19 protein-coding genes are annotated in these 21,113 nt (G+C 63.9%); 14 read left to right on the top strand and 5 right to left on the bottom strand.

Annotated features, from left to right (window positions below; genetic code table 11):
* Positions 1 to 197: 197 nt before the first annotated feature.
* The 3 genes from QFZ30_RS10875 to QFZ30_RS10885 all read right to left on the bottom strand — a co-directional run bounded on the left by QFZ30_RS10875 (position 198) and on the right by QFZ30_RS10885 (position 2,330).
* Positions 198 to 662 (bottom strand): MarR family winged helix-turn-helix transcriptional regulator, encoded by a 465-nt coding sequence (locus QFZ30_RS10875; RefSeq protein WP_307076081.1) that lies wholly within the window; start codon positions 660 to 662, stop codon positions 198 to 200.
* Positions 662 to 1,825: an LLM class flavin-dependent oxidoreductase gene (locus tag QFZ30_RS10880; protein ID WP_307076082.1), complete on the bottom strand. Its 1,164-nt coding sequence runs from the start codon at positions 1,823 to 1,825 to the stop codon at positions 662 to 664. The genes QFZ30_RS10875 and QFZ30_RS10880 overlap by 1 nt, the downstream gene beginning before the upstream one ends.
* A 214-nt stretch (positions 1,826 to 2,039) precedes the next feature.
* Positions 2,040 to 2,330: a hypothetical protein gene (locus QFZ30_RS10885; protein WP_307076084.1), complete on the bottom strand. Its 291-nt coding sequence runs from the start codon at positions 2,328 to 2,330 to the stop codon at positions 2,040 to 2,042.
* A gap of 299 nt (positions 2,331 to 2,629) precedes the next feature.
* Between QFZ30_RS10885 and QFZ30_RS10890 the strand changes: the two genes are divergently transcribed.
* From QFZ30_RS10890 to QFZ30_RS10915, 6 genes are all read left to right on the top strand, one after another.
* The gene (locus tag QFZ30_RS10890; RefSeq protein WP_307076086.1) at positions 2,630 to 3,592 is read left to right on the top strand and encodes an AraC family transcriptional regulator; all 963 of its coding nucleotides are present in this window, start codon (positions 2,630 to 2,632) and stop codon (positions 3,590 to 3,592) included.
* Positions 3,593 to 3,824: 232 nt separating this feature from the next.
* Positions 3,825 to 5,474, top strand: coding sequence for an FAD-dependent oxidoreductase (locus QFZ30_RS10895; protein ID WP_307076088.1), 1,650 nt, complete (start codon positions 3,825 to 3,827; stop codon positions 5,472 to 5,474).
* Positions 5,475 to 5,476: 2 nt separating this feature from the next.
* Positions 5,477 to 6,553: a maleylacetate reductase gene (locus QFZ30_RS10900; protein ID WP_307076090.1), complete on the top strand. Its 1,077-nt coding sequence runs from the start codon at positions 5,477 to 5,479 to the stop codon at positions 6,551 to 6,553.
* 10 nt (positions 6,554 to 6,563) lie between these two features.
* Positions 6,564 to 7,484 carry a dioxygenase family protein gene (locus tag QFZ30_RS10905; protein WP_307076092.1) on the top strand — a complete coding sequence of 307 codons (921 nt, stop codon included), beginning with the start codon at positions 6,564 to 6,566 and terminating at the stop codon, positions 7,482 to 7,484.
* Positions 7,485 to 7,753: 269 nt separating this feature from the next.
* Complete coding sequence (locus QFZ30_RS10910; protein ID WP_307076094.1) at positions 7,754 to 8,230, top strand: nuclear transport factor 2 family protein; 477 nt, start codon at positions 7,754 to 7,756, stop codon at positions 8,228 to 8,230.
* An 840-nt stretch (positions 8,231 to 9,070) separates the two neighbouring features.
* On the top strand, positions 9,071 to 10,156 hold the full coding sequence (locus QFZ30_RS10915) for a maleylacetate reductase (RefSeq protein WP_307076096.1): 1,086 nt from the start codon (positions 9,071 to 9,073) through the stop codon (positions 10,154 to 10,156).
* Between the two features lie 238 nt (positions 10,157 to 10,394).
* Here QFZ30_RS10915 and QFZ30_RS10920 read toward each other — a convergent pair whose 3' ends face one another.
* Positions 10,395 to 10,940, bottom strand: coding sequence for a YceI family protein (locus tag QFZ30_RS10920; RefSeq protein ID WP_307076097.1), 546 nt, complete (start codon positions 10,938 to 10,940; stop codon positions 10,395 to 10,397).
* Positions 10,941 to 11,197: 257 nt separating this feature from the next.
* Here QFZ30_RS10920 and QFZ30_RS10925 point away from each other — a divergent pair, with 257 nt between their 5' ends.
* The 4 genes from QFZ30_RS10925 to QFZ30_RS10940 all read left to right on the top strand — a co-directional run bounded on the left by QFZ30_RS10925 (position 11,198) and on the right by QFZ30_RS10940 (position 15,224).
* Complete coding sequence (locus QFZ30_RS10925; RefSeq protein WP_307076099.1) at positions 11,198 to 13,090, top strand: amidohydrolase; 1,893 nt, start codon at positions 11,198 to 11,200, stop codon at positions 13,088 to 13,090.
* A gap of 94 nt (positions 13,091 to 13,184) precedes the next feature.
* Complete coding sequence (locus QFZ30_RS10930) at positions 13,185 to 13,853, top strand: hydrolase (RefSeq protein ID WP_307076101.1); 669 nt, start codon at positions 13,185 to 13,187, stop codon at positions 13,851 to 13,853.
* 47 nt (positions 13,854 to 13,900) lie between these two features.
* On the top strand, positions 13,901 to 14,425 hold the full coding sequence (locus QFZ30_RS10935) for a DoxX family protein (RefSeq protein WP_307076103.1): 525 nt from the start codon (positions 13,901 to 13,903) through the stop codon (positions 14,423 to 14,425).
* Between the two features lie 115 nt (positions 14,426 to 14,540).
* Positions 14,541 to 15,224 (top strand): YoaK family protein, encoded by a 684-nt coding sequence (locus tag QFZ30_RS10940; RefSeq protein WP_307076105.1) that lies wholly within the window; start codon positions 14,541 to 14,543, stop codon positions 15,222 to 15,224.
* Positions 15,225 to 15,376: 152 nt separating this feature from the next.
* Here the strand turns inward: QFZ30_RS10940 and QFZ30_RS10945 are convergent, their stop codons facing one another.
* Complete coding sequence (locus QFZ30_RS10945) at positions 15,377 to 15,844, bottom strand: MarR family winged helix-turn-helix transcriptional regulator (RefSeq protein WP_307076107.1); 468 nt, start codon at positions 15,842 to 15,844, stop codon at positions 15,377 to 15,379.
* A 215-nt stretch (positions 15,845 to 16,059) separates the two neighbouring features.
* Between QFZ30_RS10945 and QFZ30_RS10950 the strand changes: the two genes are divergently transcribed.
* The 4 genes from QFZ30_RS10950 to QFZ30_RS10965 all read left to right on the top strand — a co-directional run bounded on the left by QFZ30_RS10950 (position 16,060) and on the right by QFZ30_RS10965 (position 21,054).
* Positions 16,060 to 17,031 (top strand): ring-cleaving dioxygenase, encoded by a 972-nt coding sequence (locus tag QFZ30_RS10950; protein ID WP_307076109.1) that lies wholly within the window; start codon positions 16,060 to 16,062, stop codon positions 17,029 to 17,031.
* A 6-nt stretch (positions 17,032 to 17,037) separates the two neighbouring features.
* Positions 17,038 to 17,679 (top strand): alpha/beta hydrolase, encoded by a 642-nt coding sequence (locus QFZ30_RS10955; protein ID WP_307076112.1) that lies wholly within the window; start codon positions 17,038 to 17,040, stop codon positions 17,677 to 17,679.
* Between the two features lie 39 nt (positions 17,680 to 17,718).
* Positions 17,719 to 19,281, top strand: coding sequence for an MFS transporter (locus tag QFZ30_RS10960; RefSeq protein WP_307076114.1), 1,563 nt, complete (start codon positions 17,719 to 17,721; stop codon positions 19,279 to 19,281).
* Positions 19,282 to 19,569: 288 nt separating this feature from the next.
* The gene (locus QFZ30_RS10965) at positions 19,570 to 21,054 is read left to right on the top strand and encodes an amino acid permease (protein WP_307076117.1); all 1,485 of its coding nucleotides are present in this window, start codon (positions 19,570 to 19,572) and stop codon (positions 21,052 to 21,054) included.
* Positions 21,055 to 21,113 lie beyond the last annotated feature (59 nt).

A 21,113-nucleotide genomic window follows, 5' to 3' on the forward strand; every position in this document is an offset into this window, starting at 1 on the left:
GTCCCTGTTTCTGGGACCAGACCGGGGGTTCGGCGGCCAAGAGGTGGCCGCGTTCATCGATCCGTGCGGAGAGGACCTGCCGCAGGGCAAACTCTTCCCGCCAGGTCACGGGCAGCATGTGCTGGTTGCTGACCGAGGCACCGCCATTTAGCGAGCGGTGGAGGACCCGTCAGCCGTCTGGTCGATGCCTCAGCACGCTAGCGAGGCAGTGACGTGCGCAGCTTTTCAGTGAGCCTCAGCAGCTCGCGCTGTTCTGCAGCCGTCAGCGCCGGAGCGACCAGGTGGACGATTTCCCGAACATGTTCGCGGCCGATCTGCTTTTGCAGCTGTGCCCCTTCGTCGGTGAGTTTCACCAGGACGCCGCGGCGGTCGTCGGGGGCCGGCATCCGTTCCACCAGGCCGCGCTTTTCCAGCCGCTCAACCAGCCTGCTGAGGCTGGACTGGCTCAGCAGCACGTTGTCATTGAGCTCGTTCAGCCGCGCCCACCCCGTGGGGCAGCGGGACAGCGTGAACAGGACGTCGTACTCATTGACAGGCAGGTCCCGGAACGCCGGTCCGGACTGCAGCCGCCGCATCACGGCAACTTGAGCCCGGAACAGCGATTCCCACGTCTCGGCAGCCAGTCGCACCGGCGACGACTCCGGGGCGGTTCGCGCGGGCATCACGCGTCCGCCACCGAAGACGTCGGGGCGGACGAGGCAGGGGATGCTGCGGCTTGGCCGGCTTCGGCGCGCGCGGCCTCGTCCTGGGCCGCCAATCGGGCGGCCACCCGCCCTGCATGGGTGGGCGGATCCGGAACATGGGCCGGTTTGAGGGCCGCATACTCCTTTCGCAGCACCGGAAGCACCTCTTCGCCGAACAGGTCAAGCTGTTCCAGCACCGTCTTCAGGGGCAGCCCTGCGTGGTCGATCAGGAAGAGCTGGCGCTGGTAGTCCCCGAAGTACTCACGGAAGGTCAGGGTCTTTTCGATGACTTCCTGCGGGCTGCCCACCGTCAGCGGAGTCTGGGAGGTGAAGTCCTCCAGCGACGGGCCGTGGCCGTAGACGGGCGCGTTGTCGAAGTAGGGGCGGAATTCCTTGACGGCGTCCTGTGAGTTCTTCCGCATAAAGAACTGACCGCCAAGGCCCACGATCGCCTGGTCCGCCTTGCCGTGTCCATAGTGCTCGTAGCGCTCACGGTAGAGGCTGATCAGCTCCTGGTAGTGCTCCTTGGGCCAGAAGATGTTGTTCGCGAAGAACCCGTCACCGTAATAGGCCGCGACTTCGGCAATCTGCGGAGTGCGGATGGAGCCGTGCCACACGAAGGGGGCGACGCCGTCGAGCGGGCGCGGTGTCGACGTGAAGTTCTGCAGCGGCGTGCGGTGCTTGCCCGACCAGTTGACGGTGTCCTCGTCCCAGAGCTTCCGCAACAGGCTGTAGTTCTCGATCGCGAGCTCTATCCCATCCTCCATGTTTTTACCGAACCACGGATAAACAGGAGCGGTGTTTCCACGGCCGAGCACCAGATCCACCCGTCCGTCGGCCAGGTGCTGCAGCATGGCGAAGTCCTCGGCGATTTTCACGGGGTCGTTCGTGGTGATCAGCGTGGTGGCCGTGGACAGGGTGATGCGTTCCGTCTGGGCGGCGATGTACGCGAGTGTGGTGGTGGGAGACGAGGAGAAGAACGGCCGGTTGTGGTGCTCGCCGATGGCGTAGACATCCATGCCGATTTCCTCGACCTTTTTGGCGATCGCCACTGAGGCTTTGATGCGCTCATTTTCGGTGGGGGTGCGGCCGGTGGTGGGGTCAGCGGTGATGTCGCTGACGCTGAATACGCCGATCTGCATGATGTGCCTTCCGTTGTCCGAAATTGTTTCGGGGCTTGCTTTAACTGTATCCCATTTACATGCATTTGCATCTATCAATGGGTGTAACGTTCAGTGCGGCAGGTTATTCCCGGTTGGGTGGGGAGGGCAGCCAGGACGCGCTACGGGGCGGACTGCTTGGGGATGGAGGCACTGGTGCACACCCCATCAACGGTCAACCTTTCCAGCCATCTAGCTAGCCGTTCATGGGACCTTCGGCATGCAGCTTGCCGGCTCCTGGACCTTCAACATGCAATGTGGCGCGGACCATCAGGCTATCCGGGGCGGTGTCCAGCTCAACCAGGGTTTCGTGGGCGTTCAGGATGGTGAAGACTTCGGAACCGGCCTTGACCGTCAGTCCCTTGGCTTCCGCTGTCTGCCGGGCATTGTCCAAAGCCTTGCGCTGAAGCTCCTCAACATACTTGCCGTCGTATTCTCGGTTGGCATCGCCGAAAGCCCAGCCGAACAAAGTCCCTGTGTTGTCCATGGCAGCGATATTACGCGCAACGACCCTGGAAGGGGTTTCGTAACATTAGTAATGTGTTGCTTACCGGGGCTAACCGTGACCCTGATGGGACACGGCATGCCGTACGCGTAAGCATGCCCTCCCCAGGGGATCAGCCTGACGCCGCTCTACTTGGCGGACATTGCCGGCAGCGGGGTCCAGATCAGTGGGCCGCACAGCCGGTCCGACCGCTGTGCGCAATCATGCTCTGGTCCCGGCTGCCACTCTCGCCGGTACCGAAGTGTCTCCTGGCGGTTCCCGGAAGACGTAGACTTTGGACTATGATGCAGCCCACACCAGGTGCGCGCCCGCACGGTTTGACCCGGTTCTCCACCGCGGGGTTGCCTGACGCGCGGCGGATCGCACTGTGGGAAGAGCACAATGCCCGCGCCCTGGTCGGGCTGCAAGCCCGAACGCTGACAGGCGGCGCGCTCGAAGCCACCGAGCTAAACCTGAACCTGCCCCAGCTGCAGTTGGCCCAGGTCTGGGGCAATCCACACGTAGTGGAACGCTCAGTCCGGGAGATCGCCGCGCACCCGGCCGAGGCCGTCGTCGCCTACTTCACGCTGGAGGGCGAGGGCTTCTTCTACCACCGGGACGGCTGCGAAATCCTCAGGCCCGGCGAGGCAATCCTCTACGACGCGGACCAGCCTTTCATGCGCGGATTCTCGCACGGGCTGAAGGAACTGGCCCTGAAGATCCCCCGCGCTACCCTGAGCGAATTCACCGGCCAGTCCGGGCTGATTCGCCCGAAGATCTTCGGCTTCCGCGGCCCCCAGGCCGGCCCTGTGCACGCCGGAGCCTTGGCCTCCTCCCTGGGTGCGGCGTTGTCCGGACGGGCCACAGATTGGGACGATCTAGAGAAAACGGCGCTGGAACTGCTCGCGGTCATCCTCGGCGCCGGCGCGGGACCGGCCGGACACTTGGCCGCTGCGCAGGCCTTCATCGCAGCCCAGTGTGCAGATCCGCGGCTGTCGGCCGGGCGAGTTGCCGCCGCCGTCGGCATTTCCGAGCGTCAGCTCTCGCGCATCCTGGCCGAGGCAGGCACCAGCGTACCGGGCGCCATCCTGGATGCAAGGCTGAAGGCGGTCCGACAGCAGTTACACTCCCCCGAAGCCGCACGGATGCCACTGGGAACCTTGGCGCTGCAGCAGGGCTTTGCCTCGCCAACGCACTTCTCCCGCAGCTACAAGGAGAAATTCGGCATCTCCCCGCTGCAGGACCGCCGTACCGTCGGCGCCTGATGACCCTTGCTTTGCGCCGGTCCTTCCGTCAGTGACGAACCCGGCTGTTTCTCGCTGTGCATAGCGCCGCCGGTCCTGAAGGGATGCGCGACGTGGAGTTTTATCCTGATCCGCCGAGTTTTTGCCTGTTTCCGCCGTGATCGCCGCCACTCCACTCAGAAGCGGTTGTGAACCGGGACACTCAATAGCAGTCGTCCGGAATAAGACCGGCTGTTGAAGTGGAGCACATGCAATGGTGATTTTCAATGACGGGGTCTCCGAGACCGAAACCCCGGATTCCGCCGTCGTCGAGACGGATGTCCTCATCGTTGGCTCCGGCCCGGCCGGTTCCTCAGCCGCGCTGTTCCTGTCCTCGCTGGGCGTGCCGAACATCATGATCACCAAATACCGCTGGACCGCGAACACTCCGCGGGCCCACATCACTAACCAGCGGACGATGGAGATCTTTCGGGACGTGGGCATCGAGGATCAGGTACTGGCTGACGCGACCCCGCACCATATGATCGGGGACACCGTCTTCTGTACCTCGATCGCCGGCGAAGAAATCGGCCGTATCCTCACCTGGGGCAACCATCCGGCCCGCCACGCCGACTATGAGCTGGCCTCGCCTTCGCTGAACTGCGATATCCCGCAGACCTACCTGGAACCGATCCTGGTCAGGAACGCCACCATGCGCGGCACGCAGACGCAGTTTTCCACCGAGTACCTCTCGCACAGCCAGGACGACGACGGTGTGAGCGTGCGGGTACTGAACCGGCTCACCGGGCACGAATACACCATCCGTGCCAAGTACTGGGTGATTCAGCCAGGCTCCAACATCGGCGGCATCGGCGCCGGACTGGTCCGCATGGTCCGGCCATGGAACGAATGGCTGATCGTCTGGGGCTTCGACATCAACGAAGGCACCCCCCAGGTCTCCGAGGACGACGCCCGTCAGATCGTGCGCAACCTGATCGGCGTACCCGACCTGAACGTGGAGATCACCGGCATCTCCCTCTGGGGCAACAACGAGCAGTACGCCACCCGGTTGCAGGCCGGGAGGGTGTTCTGCGCGGGCGATGCCATACACAAACATCCGCCAAGCAACGGGCTGGGCTCCAACACTTCCATCCAGGACTCCTACAACCTGGCCTGGAAACTCAACGCCGTGCTCAAGGGGCAAGCCGGCCAGGAACTGCTGGAGACCTACTCGGCCGAACGTGCCCCGGTGGCCGAGCAGATCGTCACCCGGGCCAATAGGTCCGCCCGGGAATTCGGCAAACTGTTCGAGGCCCTGGGCATCGACACAGCCGAAACCGCGGAGGACATGCTCGCGCTGATCGAGTCCCGCAAAGACGCGACACCGGAGGGCGCCGCTAAGCGCGCCGCCGTGCAGGAGGCCATGGACCTGAAAAACTACGAATTCAACGCCCACGGAGTGGAGCTCGGTCAGCATTATGTCTCCACCGCCGTCGTCGGGGACGGCACCGCGAGGCCGAAACCGGGCCGGGACCAGGAGCTGTACTACCAGCCGACCACGCAGCCCGGCGGCCGGCTGCCGCATGCCTGGGTCGGCGACAACAGGCACAAGTACTCCACCCACGACCTGGCCCCATACGGCCAGTTCACCCTTTTCACCGGAATCACCGGCGGGGACTGGACGACGGCGGCACAGAAGGTCGGCGACCAGCTCGGCATCACCATCAACACGGTGGTCATCGGCCCCGGCCAGGAAATCACCGATCTGTACTTCGACTGGGCAAAGCTGCGCGAGGTGGCCGAAGACGGCGCCCTCCTGGTCCGCCCGGACAAGCACATCGGCTGGCGCTACCACACCATGCCGGCCGACCCCGAAACCGAGCTGCGCACCGCAGCAGCCGCCATCCTGAACAGGAGCGAGTGAAGATGTCTTTGGTTTTTGAACATGTCGCACTGGGCCAGCGGGTGCTGTTCGGGACCGGAAAGGCCGCCGAAAACCTGGCCGCGGAGGTGGAGCGGCTCGGGGCGCAGAAGGTGATGGTGATCGCTTCCGAGTTCGAGGCGACGATTGCGGATGTGGTCTGTGCCGGGATTTCCCCGGTGCTGCGCTGGGACCAGGTCGTAATGCACGTCCCGGTCGAGGTCGCGGAAAAGGCCCGGGCCGCGGCGGCCGAGCACGAAATCGACCTGCTGGTGTGCGTGGGCGGGGGCTCGACCACGGGTCTGGCCAAGGCGGTGGCCTTGACCTCGGGAATACAAATCGTGGCGGTGCCGACTACCTACGCGGGCTCCGAGGCGACCAACGTGTGGGGGCTGACCGACGCCGCCCGGAAGACCACCGGAGTGGACGACAGCGTCCTGCCTGTGAGCGTGGTCTACGATGCTGGCCTGACCCTGTCCCTGCCCGTGGAGATGTCCGTGGCCTCAGGGCTGAACGGGATGGCCCACTGCATCGACTCGCTCTGGGCACCGAGGGCAGACCCGATCAACGCCGCGCTGGCCGCCGAGGGCATCCGCGCCCTGAACCAGGGCTTGCCGCTGATCAAGGCCGACCCACAGGACCTTCAGGGCCGGGAGCAGGCCCTGTACGGGGCCTACCTGTCCGCGGTCGCGTTCGCCAGCGCCGGATCCGGGATGCACCACAAGATCTGCCACGTGCTCGGCGGGACCTTCAACCTGCCCCACGCCCAGACCCATGCCACCGTGCTCTCTTACGTGCTGGCCTTCAACGCCCCCGCCGCGCCGGAGGCGGCAGCCCGGGCCGCCGCCGCGTTCGGCGCCGAAGACGCGCTGACCGGCCTGAACCGGCTCCGCGACATCCTCGACGCACCGAAGGCTCTGGCCGATTACGGCTTCACGGAGGGGAACATCCCCGAAGCGGTCCGGATCGCCCTGCCGACCATCCCGGCCTCCAACCCCCGGAAGGTCACCGCAGAGAACCTGACCAGGCTGCTGATCACCGCCACAGTTGGCGAAGACCCCAAGACCCTCACCGACCTCTAAGGACACCCTCATGACTGACACTTCCGGAACCCCGGTGACCACTGGCGCCGAACAGATCGCCGTTGAAGAGACCCTCACCCAGAATGTTCTGCATTCCTTCGAGAACTGCACCGACCCGCGGCTGCAGCACCTGATGCAGGCCCTTGTAAGGCATTTGCACGCGTTCATCCGCGAAGTGCGCCTGACAGAGGACGAATGGAACGCCGCGATCGCGTTCCTGACCGAGGCCGGGCACATCACCGACGAGAAGCGCCAGGAGTTCATCATGCTCTCGGACGTGCTCGGGGCCTCCATGCAGACGATCAACGTCAACAACCAGGCGTACAAGAATGCCACCGAGGCCACGGTTTTCGGCCCCTTCTTCGCCGAGGACGCCCCGGAGATACCCAACGGCGGGGACATCGCCGGCGGCGCCCCCGGACAGCCCTGCTGGCTCGAGGGAACCGTCACCGACACCGAAGGCGAGCCGGTGCCCGGGGCCCGCATCGAGGTCTGGGAGGCAGACGAGGACGGCTTCTATGACGTCCAGTACGGCGACAACCGGGTCGCCGGCCGGGCGCATCTGTTCTCCGATGATCAGGGACACTACAGCTTCTGGGGTCTGGCCCCGACGCCGTACGCGATCCCGCACGACGGGCCCGTCGGTAAACTGCTGGAGGCCACCGGCCGCTCTCCGATGCGCGCGTCGCACCTGCACTTCATGGTCACCGCGCCCGGTAAGCGGGCCCTGGTAACGCACATCTTCGTCGCCGGTGACGAACTCCTCAAGTACGACACCGTTTTCGGTGTCAAGGACTCCCTCATCAAGTACTTCGAGCAGCAGGCCCCCCGCACCCCCACCCCCGACGGCCGCGACCTGGACGGGAAAACCTGGGCCCGCAGCCGCTTCGACATCGTACTCGCCCCCACCGAAGCAGACAGCGGCCACTGAGAAACCGCAGGGGCCAAGAAACAGGCAGCCCCTCACCAGCGCCACCGAACAAGCCCGCCACATCGGGCTCCATCAAAACGCGCCCAAGAGTGCCCGTAGATAGCGCCCAAGTGCGCCCATAAATAAAGGTTTGGGATGGTCATGACTTTGCCGGCGCGGGCCCCTCACCGACGGACCGCAGCGTCACCTACCGCGAACCCGGCGCAGAGGCTGGAACGAGCCGAAACGAGACAGATTTATGCAAGAGAACTACCTCTGAGGAGAAAACGATGACCCTGTCAAAGCAAAGCATGACCGATGAACAGCGCAAGTCTGTCGCGCTCGAGTATCTGAAAGCCTTTGACCACGGCGGTGTGACCTCCGACGGCGGAAGCATCCTGGACCTCTTCAGTACCGACGCTCAGGTCTACATCCCCAAATGGGGCATCGCGAACGGCAGGGAAGAAATTGGAAAGCTTTTTGGTGACGTGGGCGCCACCATCAGAAGCATCACGCACGACTATTCCACTTTTAATTGGATCTTTTCCGGTTCGGACACAATTGTGGCCGAGGGCACAAGCTTCGGAGTGCATCGGGATGGACCCTGGCGTGCCGGTGTTCCAGACACTGGTGCGGGTCGCTGGTGCGACGTCTTTGAGATTCGGGACTGGCACATCACGCGCGTCTTCATCTACCTGGACCCGGACTATGCCGGTAAAGACACCCTGCGCTACCCTTGGCTCCATCCAGAGCGGACTGGTGAATGAGGGCAAGGACCGCAGGCACCGGTCATACCGTCTGGATCTACGGAGATCTGCCAGGCATCGTCTTGTCGAGTGGAGAAAGTTCTCTCCGATCGCCGCCCCCGCAGCTTTCTCGGCTGTTCACCCGCTAAGGCGTCGGCGTGGCCGGTTCATCCCTACTCAGGCCACCTGCTGCTGGTCCTGCTGGCCGCTGAATGCAGATTTCCCTCGCAATCACACTTCTCCCACGGCTACAATGAGCGCGGTATCAGCCCGCTTCAGGACCACCGGAAGCAGCCTCAACGCAACGACAAGCAAATTAGCCGGGGAGCCTTCGTTTCAACTTCCCGGGAATTTGCCTATTTTCCGCCCTCTACAGTCCCGCCCATCCGCCAGGTAACTGGGGAAATACTGAAACGACTTCTGTGGCCCAAGGGCCTTTCTGGAGGAAAGCAATAGTGTTTTTCGACGACAGAGTCGCTGCGACCGAAGTTCCCATGTCTGCAGACGTGGACACTGACGTTCTAATTGCACGGGTCGGGGCAGGCTCGGTCGCCGGCTGCGGCGCTGTGTTTTGTGCCGTGAGCGGGACCGGACCGGTCAAGCCGGCTCCGCCAACGGAAACCGAGCCGAACTACGAGCCTTCCACCTACCCTGGGTTCTTCCCGCCTGACGTCTGGGCGGGAAACACTGCCAAAAAATACTCAACGCATGACCTCGGTCGAAACTTCGGGGCATTGAGGAGGACGTCGCCGTTCTTGTCCGGCCCGATAAGCACATCAGCTGGCGGCCGGAGCGGGTTGCCTGCAGACCCTGAGCGTCCCTGATGGACGCACTCACCGCCACCCTGGACAGAAGCAACTGATGGGACTGACCTTTCAGCACACAACACTGGGCCAGAGAGTGCTGTTCGGGTCCGGGAAGGCAGCGGAGCACCTTGCCGGCGAGGTCGACCGCCTGAGCGCCCGGAACGTCATGGTGATCGCCTCCGCCCGAGAACGGCCCGAGGCCGAAAGGGTCACCGCAGGCATCAGCACGGCCTTGCCGTATGACGACGTTGCCCCGCACGTGCCCATCGATAAAGCGGAGAAAGCCCGGAAGGCAGCCACAGATAACGGCATCGACCTGCTGGTCTGCGTGGGCGGGGGATCAACCATCGGCATGGCCAAGGCCATTGCCATGACGACCGGGCTGCCCATTATCGCGGTGCCCACTACGTACGCAGGGTCTGAGGCGACAAATGTCTGGGGCCTAACGGAAGCATCCCGGAAGATAACGGGCGTCGATGACCAGGTGTTGCCCGTGACCGTGGTCTACGACGCTGAGCTGACGCTGTCCCTGCCGGCGGAGCTGAGCATTGCTTCGGGACTGAATGCCTTGGCGCATTGCATAGATTCGATGTGGGCGCCGCGAGCGGATCCCATCAACCAGGCACTGGCCGGAGAAGGCATCCGAGCGCTTAACGGTGGCCTTCCGGCGATCCGCACCAACTCCGACGATCTGCGGGGCCGAGAACTGGCGCTGTATGGGGCCTACCTCTCCGCAGTCGCCTTCGCCTCTGCCGGGTCCGGCATGCACCATAAGATCTGCCATGTCCTAGGCGGCCGGTGGAACTTGCCTCACGCTCAAACCCACGCCACCGTACTCCCCTATGTCCTTGCCTTCAACGCTCCAGCTGCGGGCGACGCCGCCCGGCGGATCGCGGCGGCCTTCGGGGCGGATACGTCCACTGCAGGATTGAACGCGCTGCGGGAGACCTTGGATGCTCCGCAGGCCCTTAAGGACTACGGATTTGTTGAGGGCAACATCACGGAGGCCGTCCAGCTCATCCTGCCCGTCATCCCCGAATCCAACCCCCGCCCCGTCACGGAAGATAACCTCACCGTGCTGCTCACGGCCGCCTACGCCGGAACCGCCCCCGATGCCGACTGGACGGAGTCACAACCATGATAAGCGCCCAGCATCAGTACGGCACGGGACGGATGGAACCGTCTGGAAGGCGGCCGGATACCGGCTCAGCGTTCCCTTTACCTCTTCGTTCACCAGCGTACGCTCCGGTTTCCTTTCCTCGCCGCGCCTGGATCTCAACGGCGCGGCCGGCAGGTGCGCAAGGGCGCGGGAACCCAATATCGGGTTCCCGCGCCCTTGTTTGTCGTTGCCGGGGGGTGGCAACGGAGCAGTGCTGGTGTCAGCTGGCTGAGAGCACGAATGCCGAATCGATGGTGATGGTGACCTTGTCGCCGACGAGGACTCCGCCGGCTTCAAGTGCGGCGTTCCAGGTGATGCCGAAGGCCTTCCGGGAGATCTGGGCGGTGGCGGAGAACCCGGCGCGGGTGGCGCCGAAGGGGTCAACGGCCACGCCGCCGAACTCTACGTCGAAGGTCACCGGCTTGGAGGTTTCCTTGATGGTCAGGTCGCCGCTCAGCCGGAAGTTCTCCGCGGTTCCCTGGACTTCGGTCGCCTTGAAGGTCATATGCGGGTACTGCTCAACGTTGAAGAAGTCCGGGCCCTTGACGTGGGCATCGCGGTTGTTGTCGTTGGAATCGAAGGATGCGGTCTGGACCGTTGCCTCGACGGTTGAGGTGTCCGGCGTCGCACCGACGACGAGCGTCGCGTTCGCCTCGGTGAAGGCGCCGCGTACCTTGCTGATGCCGGCGTGGCGGACGGAGAAACCTACCTCTGTGTGCGCCTGGTCAAGTGTCCAAGTGCCGGGTGTGAGCTCAATCGTGGTCATATCCATCTCCTGTGTCCGGTTGCTGCAAGCTTTCAAGTTGCATGCGTATGCATGTAACCATGCCTGCCCTGGGAGGTGGTTGTCAACTAAGAAGATTCTTTACGCGAAATAATCTCCTTGGAAATATTTTTCTAAGAAGGTATGTTCATGTCAGTCCCTCCACGGGCTCCGAACCACAGGGCCGGGGAGCCAGGAGGAAATGGACCAAAAAGGGCCCAACGAGCGTCATCGCTAAATTGGAATGGAGGTGGGCCGACATGCCCACAATGCCTGTAGGCGGGATCGTTCCCCGCAATGATGCGGGCCAGACCGCAGACATCATCGTTCGAAATGCCAAAGTCTTCACCGGTGACCCTGCCCGGCCGCACGCCTCGGCGGTGGCCATCAAAGACGGCAAGGTACTGGTAGTGGGCGACGATGCGGACATAGCCAGGGTCACCGGATCAGCCACAAAGATGGTCGATGCCCAGAACCGCCGGGTAATCCCGGGACTCAACGACTCGCACCTGCACGTTATCCGGGGCGGGCTGAACTACGTGATGGAACTGCGCTGGGACGGCGTGCCGACCCTCAAGCTCGCCATGCAGATGCTCCGGGAGCAGGCCGACCGTACTCCCAAGGGCCAGTGGGTCAGGGTCGTAGGCGGTTTCACCAAGGAGCAGTTTGCAGAAAAGCGGCTGCCCACCCTGGGGGAACTCAACGAAGCCGCCCCCGATACCCCGGTCTTCATCCTCAACCTGTATCAGTCGGCGCTGATGAACCGCGCAGCTGTCAGGGCCGCCGGCTACACCAAGGACACCCCCGATTTCAAAGGCGGGCAGATTGTCCATGGCCGTGACGGGGAACCAACCGGTCTGCTCTTGGCCGCACCCAGTGCCCTGGTCCTGTACTCAACCCTGGCCAAGGCACCGCTGCTGCCCGAAGACGAACGGAAGAACTCCACGCGCCAGTATCTGCGCGAACTGAACAGGTTCGGCCTGACCTCGGCCATTGATGCCGCCGGCGGATTCCAGAACTTCCCGGACAACTACCGGACCGTCATGGATCTGGCCAACGAGGGCGGTCTGTCCCTCCGGATTGCCTACCACTTATTTCCCCAGGTCGCCGGCCAGGAACTCGATGACCTCAAGCGCTGGGTGGAGACCGTCAAACCCGGAGACGGGGACGAATACCTGCGGCTCAACGGCGCCGGCGAAAACCTTACCTGGGCCGCCGGGGACTTCGAGAACTTCACGGAGCCACGCCCGGAACTCGCCGCAGACTACGAAGTCGAGTTCGAAAAGGCCGTCCGCCTGCTGATGGAAAACGGCTGGGGCTTCCGGCTCCATGCAACCTACAACGAAACCATCGAGCGCGACCTGGCCGTGTTCGAAAAGCTCGCCGCCGATGGCCTGTTCCCGGGCGGGAACCGGTGGATCTTCGACCACGCCGAAACGATCAGCAGCTCCAGTATGGACAGGGTCGCAGCACTGGGCGGGTCACTGTCGGTCCAGAACCGCATGTCCTTCCAGGGCGAAGCCTTCATCCAGCGCTACGGCGCCGGCGCTGCCACCCAGGCCCCACCGATCCGCAAGATGCTCGACCGCGGGCTGGTGGTCGGCGCAGGAACGGACGCGACCCGCGTCTCCTCCTACAACCCCTGGGTCGCACTGCATTGGCTGGTGTCCGGGCGCACCATCGGCAACACCCTCATCTACCCTCCGGAGAACAGGGTCAGCCGGGAACAGGCGTTGCAGATGTACACGGTCGCCGGAGCGAAACTCACCGGCGAAGAAAACATCAAAGGCATCCTGCGCGAAGGCTTCTACGGTGACCTGAGCATCCTCTCGGATGACTTCTTCGCCGTCGAGGAGCAGGACATTCCGCACATCGAGGCACTGGCCACCATCGTCGGCGGGCGCATCGTCTACGCGGCCGGCGACTACGAGGGCCAGGACGAGGAAATCCCGGCCATCAGCCCGCTCTGGAGCCCGGTAGCCCACTACGGCGGCTACCAAGCAACCGCAAAGCCCTCGAGCACCGGCGGCCGCCAAGCTGAACTGCTCGCCCAGGCCGCCGCCGAAGCGGAACAGCAGCGGCAGTGGCGTTCAGCCCGCGACGGGGCACCGGCGGTCATCGCCGACAACGCCTTCGAAACCCACGCCCACTAGCCACCAATAGAACCCGATGAAACAGATACGTCTGTACGACATCTTCCGTACAGCACTAAGAAAACCCCAACAAAAAAGTGAAGGAAACAAGACCATGGCAACAGTAAACTTCGACAACGTCCAGGCAGTCCCGAGCGAGAACCTCATCACCCCCGATAACAGTGTGTTCCTCTTCGTGGACCACCAGCCCCAGATGTTCTTCGGCGTCGGCAGCACAGGCGACCGCGGCGCTATCATCAACGCCACCGTCGGACTGGGCAAGACTGCCAAGGCCTTCAACGTCCCCACCGTATTGACGACCGTCGCCGCGCAGACCTTCTCCGGCAACCTCCTGCCTTCCCTCGCCGAGGTGTTCCCGGGTGCCGACATCATCGACCGCACCAGCATGAACGCGTGGGAGGACCCGGCTGTGGTCGACGCGATCAAGGCCACCGGCCGGACCAAGATCGTCCTGTCCGGCCTCTGGACCGAAGTCTGCCTGGTCCTGCCCGCCCTCTCCGCACTCGCCCAGGGCTACGAGGTCTACGTAGTCGCCGACGCCTCCGGCGGCGTCAGCGCCGAGGCCCACGACTTCGCCATCCAGCGCATGGCCGCCGCAGGAGCAGTTCCGGTCACCTGGGTCCAGGTCCTGCTCGAGCTCCAGCGCGACTGGGCACGGGGCGAGACCTACGTACCAGTGTCCGAGATCGTCAAGGCCCACGGCGGCGCCTATGGCCTGGGTATGTACTACGCCGGGGACTTCATCGGCGGAAATGCCGGCTGACCACCCCGAATGTCCTGACGTTATGGAATGAGTGAAGGGACCGGACCGTGAATGACGATGTGGGCATCCTGCTGCTGCGGGTGGTCATCGGGCTGCTGATCGCCGGCCACGGCGTGCAGAAAGTCTCTTTCCGTCTCGGCGGGAAGGGACTGCAGGGCGGCATCGACGAATTCAAGGCCGACGGCTTCCGCGGCGGCGCCTTCACGGCGCTGGCCGCCGGCCTCGGCCAGATCGGATCCGGTCTCCTCCTCGCCCTGGGCGCCCTGACCCCGCTCGCGGCTATGGCCGCCATCGGGGTCATGACGGTCGCCGTAACCGTCAAAACCGGCAACGGGCTCTGGGTCCAGCACGACGGGTACGAATTCCCACTGGTCCTGATTACCGTCGCCGCAGCCCTTGGCTTCACCGGCCCCGGCGCCTACTCCATCGACGCATTCGTGGGCATCGACAACCCCCCGCTGTGGGCCGGAACCGCGGCACTGACCGTCGGCGTCCTCGCTGGACTCCTCATGCGGTTGGTGCTCCACCGCGGCACCCCATCTGCCCCTGACACACATCAGGGGCAGGCCTGATCGGCCACGGAATCCTCCCGGCTTCGTGGACGGCCCGAGGCGACTCGCCGCATAGCGCGCCGCCACCGCCTCGCAGTACCACCCCACGCAGTCCACTCACATCCAAGGAGCTCTCATGAGTTCTCCCCCTCGAGGGATCTTCCTCTCGCTCAGTGCGCTCACCATCGCCACCGGCCTCGTGGACGCAGCAAGCGTTCTGGGCATGGGCGTCTTTGCGGCCAACATGACCGGCAACATCGTCTTCCTCGGTTTCTCCCTGGGCGGCGCCCCCGGATACTCCTTCATTGCGGCTCTGTTTGCCCTGGCCGGATTCCTGGTCGGCGCATTCGTCGCCGGACTGGTCGTCAAGGGCAAGTTCGAGTCCCGAAGAGCGGGACAAGCTCTGGGTGTTGAGTCCGCTGTTCTTGTCGCCGCGGCATTGGCTGCATGGCTCACTGGTGCCGATGGATTGGACGGGTGGCCAGACTGGGTCGTGCTCGCGGTGCTGGGCGCAGCCATGGGGCTGCAGAACGCGATCTCGCTGAAGTCGGGTGTCACTGACATGAGGACCACGGTGCTCACCCTCACCCTGACTGCGTTGGCGTCCGACCTGGCCCGCGGAAAGAACGATCAGGCCGGCATTCGAATCTACTCTGTGGTCCTGCTGCTCGTGGGCGCTCTTGGCGGGACACTGCTGCTCTTCTGGGCCGGGCTGACCTGGACTATTGCCGCTGCCGCCCTGTTCGTGGGGATTGCCGCAATCCTTATAGCACGTACCCGCTCTGCCGCGCTGGGCGCGACCGCCGGCGGAGGCGGCTAAAGGGGGCAGCCCGCCTAAGCCAAATCAAACCCGTCGGCGCTCCGGCCGGCAGAACCGGGTGCCGGGACCGACCCGATGCCCAGCGCCGATAGGCTGGCAGATGAGCCGCCGTTTCCCAGGGCAGATTCCTACCCGTTCAGAGTTTCCGACTGTTACGCCGCGTTGGCCTCGCGCAGTTCTGCCATCGCTTCAGCGACCAAGACCGCCCTGTCCGCGCCGAGAACGTCGATATAGGTTTTCTGGACGATGTCTGTGACGAGGCAACGAAGCTCCTCCGCCTGCTCGGCCCCTGCGTCGGTCAGCTCCAGGTAGATCACCCTGCGGTCGTCAGCGCAAGGGTTGCGCGCGGCGAGGTTTCGTTTTGCCAGCCGGTCCGCAATTTTGGTGACACCGCCGGTGCTGAAGGCCGCCTCGCGGGCCAGCGCCGCCATTGGCATCCGGTGGCCCGGGGCTCGCGTCAGCCGCAGCAGCGTCTCGGCTTCGGCGGGATCCAGGGAGAACGCGGCCGCCACCGCCTTGTGCAGCTTCTTATTCGTGTTTTGGAAACCCTCGATGACAAGCCCCCACTGCGATACGGCATCGAGGTCGCGGCTGGCTGCTGCAGATATTTGCTGGGTCATCAGGTAGTCCCTTCCAAGCCCTATGGTACACGCCTCAGCATCTACTTACTAGCAGATTGTTTACCAGTAAGGAATCTCCGGAATTTTGCGGGACGAGCGGACTTGTTGACGTAAATAGTTTCCTAGGAAATAATATTCTAGAAAGATGCGTTTGCATGAACATCACCGGCCAGGGCTTCCTGACCGGGTCAGTCCAAAAACCATGGAGGGTCAACATGACCGCGAATACTTCAGGCCTGCACCACGTCACAGCCATTGCCGGCGAGCCGCAGGCCAATATCGATTTCTACGTAAAGGGCCTGGGCCTGCGCCTGGTGAAGAAGACGGTCAACTTCGATGACCCTTCCACGTACCACCTGTACTACGGCGACGAGGCCGGCCAGCCGGGCTCGCTCATGACATTCTTCCCGTGGCGGGGCATCGCACCGGGCCGGATCGGTACAGGGCAGTCCACCTCCACCGCCTTCTCCGTCCCGGAGGGAACCCTGGGCTGGTGGCAGAACCACTTCAAGGCCCTGGGCGTCGAATCCAGCATCACCCGAGCCTCGGCTGAGGAGGAGCGCCTCTCCCTGCGCGACCCGGACGGGCTGCAGCTGGACCTGGTCGCCTCCTCCACGATCGATCCCCGGAACCCCTGGGATTCGGCCTCCGTGCCTGCCGAGTACGCCGTGCGCGGCCAGCACTCCTCGGTGCTCACCGTCGCCAACCCGGACAAGACTGTGGCCGTGCTGACCGAGGACCTCGGCCTGCACCTGGTCGGGACCTCCGGTAACCGCACCCGCCTTGCCGCCGGCAACGGCGGCGCGGGAAACATCGTCGACGTTATCGCGGACCCCAAGGCCCGGCCTGGCCTCACCGCCGGCGGCACCGTCCACCACATCGCCTTCCGCGTCCCTGACGTCGCCACCCAGGAGATATGGCGCCAAGAACTGGCCGGACGCGGTTTCCACGTCACGGAGATCCTGGACCGCCAGTACTTCACGTCCATCTACTTCCGCGAACCCGGCGGCGTGCTGTTCGAAATCGCCACCGACACCCCCGGTTTCGACGTGGACGAACCGCTGCTGGAACTCGGCCGCTCCCTGAAACTGCCGCCATGGCTCGAGCCCTCCCGCGAGGCGATCGAACACTCGGTGGCCCGGATCCAGCTACCGGCCGAAAACAACCCCGCACTGGCAGGACGGTAGGCCCTGATGAACGCCGCAACCACCCCCGTCACGAGCTGGCCGCACGTCTTCAGCCCCGGTGAGGCAGGCTCCCCGGTGCTGCTGATGCTTCACGGCACCGGCGGGAACGAACACGAGATCGCCGCACTCGCCGCGGAACTCCACCCCGACGCCGGAGTCCTCGCACCCCGGGGGCAAGTTCAGGAACACGGCATGCTCCGCTGGTTCCGCCGGCACGGCGAAGGCAATTTCGACGTGGACGACGTGATCGCCCGCGCCGCGGACCTGGCCGCCTTCCTGGACGCGGCGCGGGAGCACTACAACCTCGGCAACAGGCCCGTAATAGCAGTCGGGTTTTCCAACGGCGCCAACATCGGCCTGGCCACAGCCATCCTCCACCCCAAGACCCTGGACCGGGTCATCGCCTTCTCCGGCATGTACCCCTTCGGCGACCGGGAAGGCGCCGCTGACCTGGTCGGCAGCAGGCTGTTGATCCTGAACGGCGAGGCCGACTCCATGGCCCCGCTCACCAGCGTCAACACGCTCATGGCCGCCCTGCGCCAAAACGGTGCCGAGGCCGAGCAGGTGCTTCGCCCCGGAGGGCACGGCATCGCGCACACGGACCTGGACGCCGCAAAAGAGTGGCTCGCAACGGTCCTCGTACAGTAAGAGGACGCTGGCCCAACCGGAGACGTGAAAGGACATCGCGTGGAATCACCCTGGGCGCCGCTTCGGCGGCGCACGTTCTTCATCCTGTGGATGGCACAACTTGGTTCCAACGTCGGTTCCTGGATGCAAACGGTCGGCGCGCAGTGGTACCTGGTGGAGTCCGGCGCCAGTCCCACAGTCATCGCGCTGGTCCAGACAGCGAACTTGGCACCCGCCCTGCTGCTGTCGCTCATGGCCGGGGTGCTGGCCGATTCCTTCGACCGTCGGAGGCTGATCATTGGCACGAACATCTTCGCGGCTCTGGCTGCGGCGGCCCTGACACTCAGCGCTGCGTCCGGGCTCCTCGAGCCCGCCTCGCTCCTGGTTTACACCTTCCTTATCGGGGCTGGCGTTGCGCTGAGCTCCCCCGCATGGCAGGCCATCCAACCGGATCTGGTACCGCGGGCCGAAATTCAGGCAGCCTCTGCATTGGGCGGAGTCACGGTGAACGCGGCACGTGCCGTTGGGCCGGCCGCAGCCGGTGTCCTCGTCGCGGTGGCTGGCCCGGCCTTTGTTTTCGGACTCAACGCCCTTTCCTTCCTTGGAGCCGCGGCAGCGGTCTACAGCTGGCGAACCCCGCGGAGGGACCTCGCGGATCGGGAGCGCGTCCACGAAGCACTGGCCGCGGGGATACGCTACATCCGCTCCGCACCCCGGATCCGGCGCATTCTGCTCCGCACAGCATTGTTTACAACACCGGCCAGCGCCCTGTGGGCGTTGCTTCCCATCGCCGCAAACGGGCACCTCGACATCGGCTCGGCAGGCTACGGGCTGCTGCTCGGAGCGCTCGGCGCCGGTGCACTTCTTGGCGTTGTTGTCCTGCCCCGGGTCCGGAACCGGATCACGAACGACACCATCCTGGCAGGCTCCGCTCTCCTGTTCGGCGCGGGAACCGCCGCCGCGGCGTTCATGCCGCCGCTGCCTGTGGCAGCACTCATGGTCGTGGCCGGAGCAGCATGGATAGGCAATCTCTCAACCTTCGGCGCCGTCACGCAGTTGACCCTCCCAGCCTGGGTACGGGCCCGCGGAATGTCCACATACCTGCTGGTAATGGCAGGCACGCAAGCTCTCGGGGCGCTGGCCTGGGGCTCTATCGCAACCCTCTTCGGCTACGAACTGGCTCTGGCCGTCAGTGCAATCCTGCTCCTAGCCACCGCGGCCAGCATCTTCATCTGGCCCCTGCTCCCCGGAACCGGTCAACTCGACCGTACGGTCTCCGGCCCCGGCGAACATACACCAACCCAGACAGGTGCCATTGACCCTGGCACCGGCCCGGTCACCGTGATCATCACCTACCGTCCTGACCCAGACCTCCTGGAGCAGTTCACCGCAGCCATGGAGCAAGTGGAACTAACACTCCGGAGGACCGGGGCAACAGACTGGAAACTTACCCGCCAACTCGGGCAACCAGGATCATTCGCCGAAATCTACACCCTGCCCACCTGGCGTGAATACCAACGCCAGGAAGAAGAACGGATCACCGGGGAAGACCGCCGCCATTTCGACCGGGCACGCGAAACCTGCCTGGAGGAACCCACCCAAAACTGGTATCTGCCGGCCTAGAAGACCCAGAGGTCCGTTCCAGACCCACACGCCGGTACATGCCCCCACGAGCACTGAACACCGGACCAAACGCCATCACAGACAGCTAGCAAGCCCTCGAAGAGACAGCCGACGGGTTCATCCGGTTCCAACCGGAAAGAGCGTAAACGCCCACGCCCGTCATCCGGGCCTCGTCTCTGCCGATAGCGGTGGCAGACAAATCTCAATAAACAGGGGCTTTTGCAATGTCCCACAGGTCAGCTGCATTTGCGGCGGACTATTAACTCTGGAAACTAGAGGTAACCACTGATGACCAAACCCGAACAATCGGCCGCGTTACGGGCCGATACGCACGGATTGCATCGCCAACTCAGCGGTCGCCAACTAAGCATGATGGGGTTAGGCGGGGCGATCGGAACCGGTTTGTTTCTTGGTTCCGGACTGGCCATTTCCCAGGCAGGTCCTGCCACCATCATTGCCTACATCGTCAGCGGGCTTGTGACCCTCGTAGTTGCATGGGCCCTTGCCGAAATGACGGTGGTGCATCCCACGGCCGGCGCCTTTGGTGTGCTTGCCCATGCCTATATTGGACGCTGGGCGGGCTTCGTAGTCCGCTGGACCTATTGGGCCGTGCTCTCCATCGCCGTTGGCGGCGAAGTTGTCGCCGCAGGTATTTATGTCCGTTTTTGGTGGCCCGAGATTCCGCTGTGGCTGACTACCATAGTCTTCTCAGCGGCCATCCTTGCCGTGAACGCCGGAGCCGTTAAGACCTTCGGCAAGGTTGAGTACTGGTTCTCGATGATCAAGGTCAGTGCAATTGTTGCCTTCATCCTCTTGGGGCTTGCTCTCATCTTCTTCGGATTGCCGAGCCAGCCGCCGACAGGGATGCATAACCTGGTTTCCAACGGAGGATTCATGCCCCACGGCATTCAGGGTCTCCTTCTGGCGATGGTGTTCGTGATCTTCAGCTTCCTCGGCACCGAGGTAGTCTCCGTGACTGCTGCGGAGTCGGAGAACCCTGTTCGCGACGTAGTTCGTGCTACCAAGTCCATGGCCTTCCGGCTCTGCCTCTTCTACATCCTCTCCATCACCATCGTTCTGGCTGTTGTTCCGTGGACGCAGACTGCCCAGGTCGGCAGCGACATCACGGCCAGCCCTTTCGTCATGGTCTTCTCAGCAGCCGGGGTCCCTGCAGCTGCGGGCATCATGAACTTCGTGGCGCTGACGGCGGCGCTTTCGGCAGCCAATGCCAACCTGTACGTGACATCGCGCATGCTGCACTCACTGGCTGCGCACAATTACGCACCCACGTGGACGGGAAAGCTGACAAAGGGTGGCGCTCCCCTCCGTGCGCTGCTGATCAGTTCCATCGGGCTGTTGATTGCAGCGGTCATCTCGCTGGTCGCCGCTGACACCGCAGATCTGGCACTGTTCGGCGTGGCCGTCTTTGGCGCACTGGTGGTATGGATTCTGATCCTCGTCACGCACATGCGCTTCCGGGTCCTCCGGACCCGACACAATCTTCCAGCGTCTCCGGCCCGGCTCAGTGGGGCTCCGATCACCACAGCTCTGGCCATGCTGTTTGTGGGAGCAGTTCTGGTTTCGACCCTCTTCATCGACAGCCTGAGGTGGGCCTGGGTGGCTGGTCTGCCGTTCTTTGCCCTGGTGCTAGGTGCCTACTTCTACGTCGACAGGCGCACAAAGGGTACCGGCGAACGCTATGACCCGTTGGCCGAGGAAATCCAGAGTGCCGATGCGTTGCTTGAGGAGGACGTCGTTTGGGGTGCGAGGTGAGGTATTCGCGGAGCCCCTGAGGCATAGCTCACGCGTCCGTGGCCGGATGCTTCAGACCC

Origin of the sequence: Arthrobacter pascens (genome assembly GCF_030815585.1) — a bacterium.
Lineage (GTDB): Bacteria > Actinomycetota > Actinomycetes > Actinomycetales > Micrococcaceae > Arthrobacter > Arthrobacter pascens_A.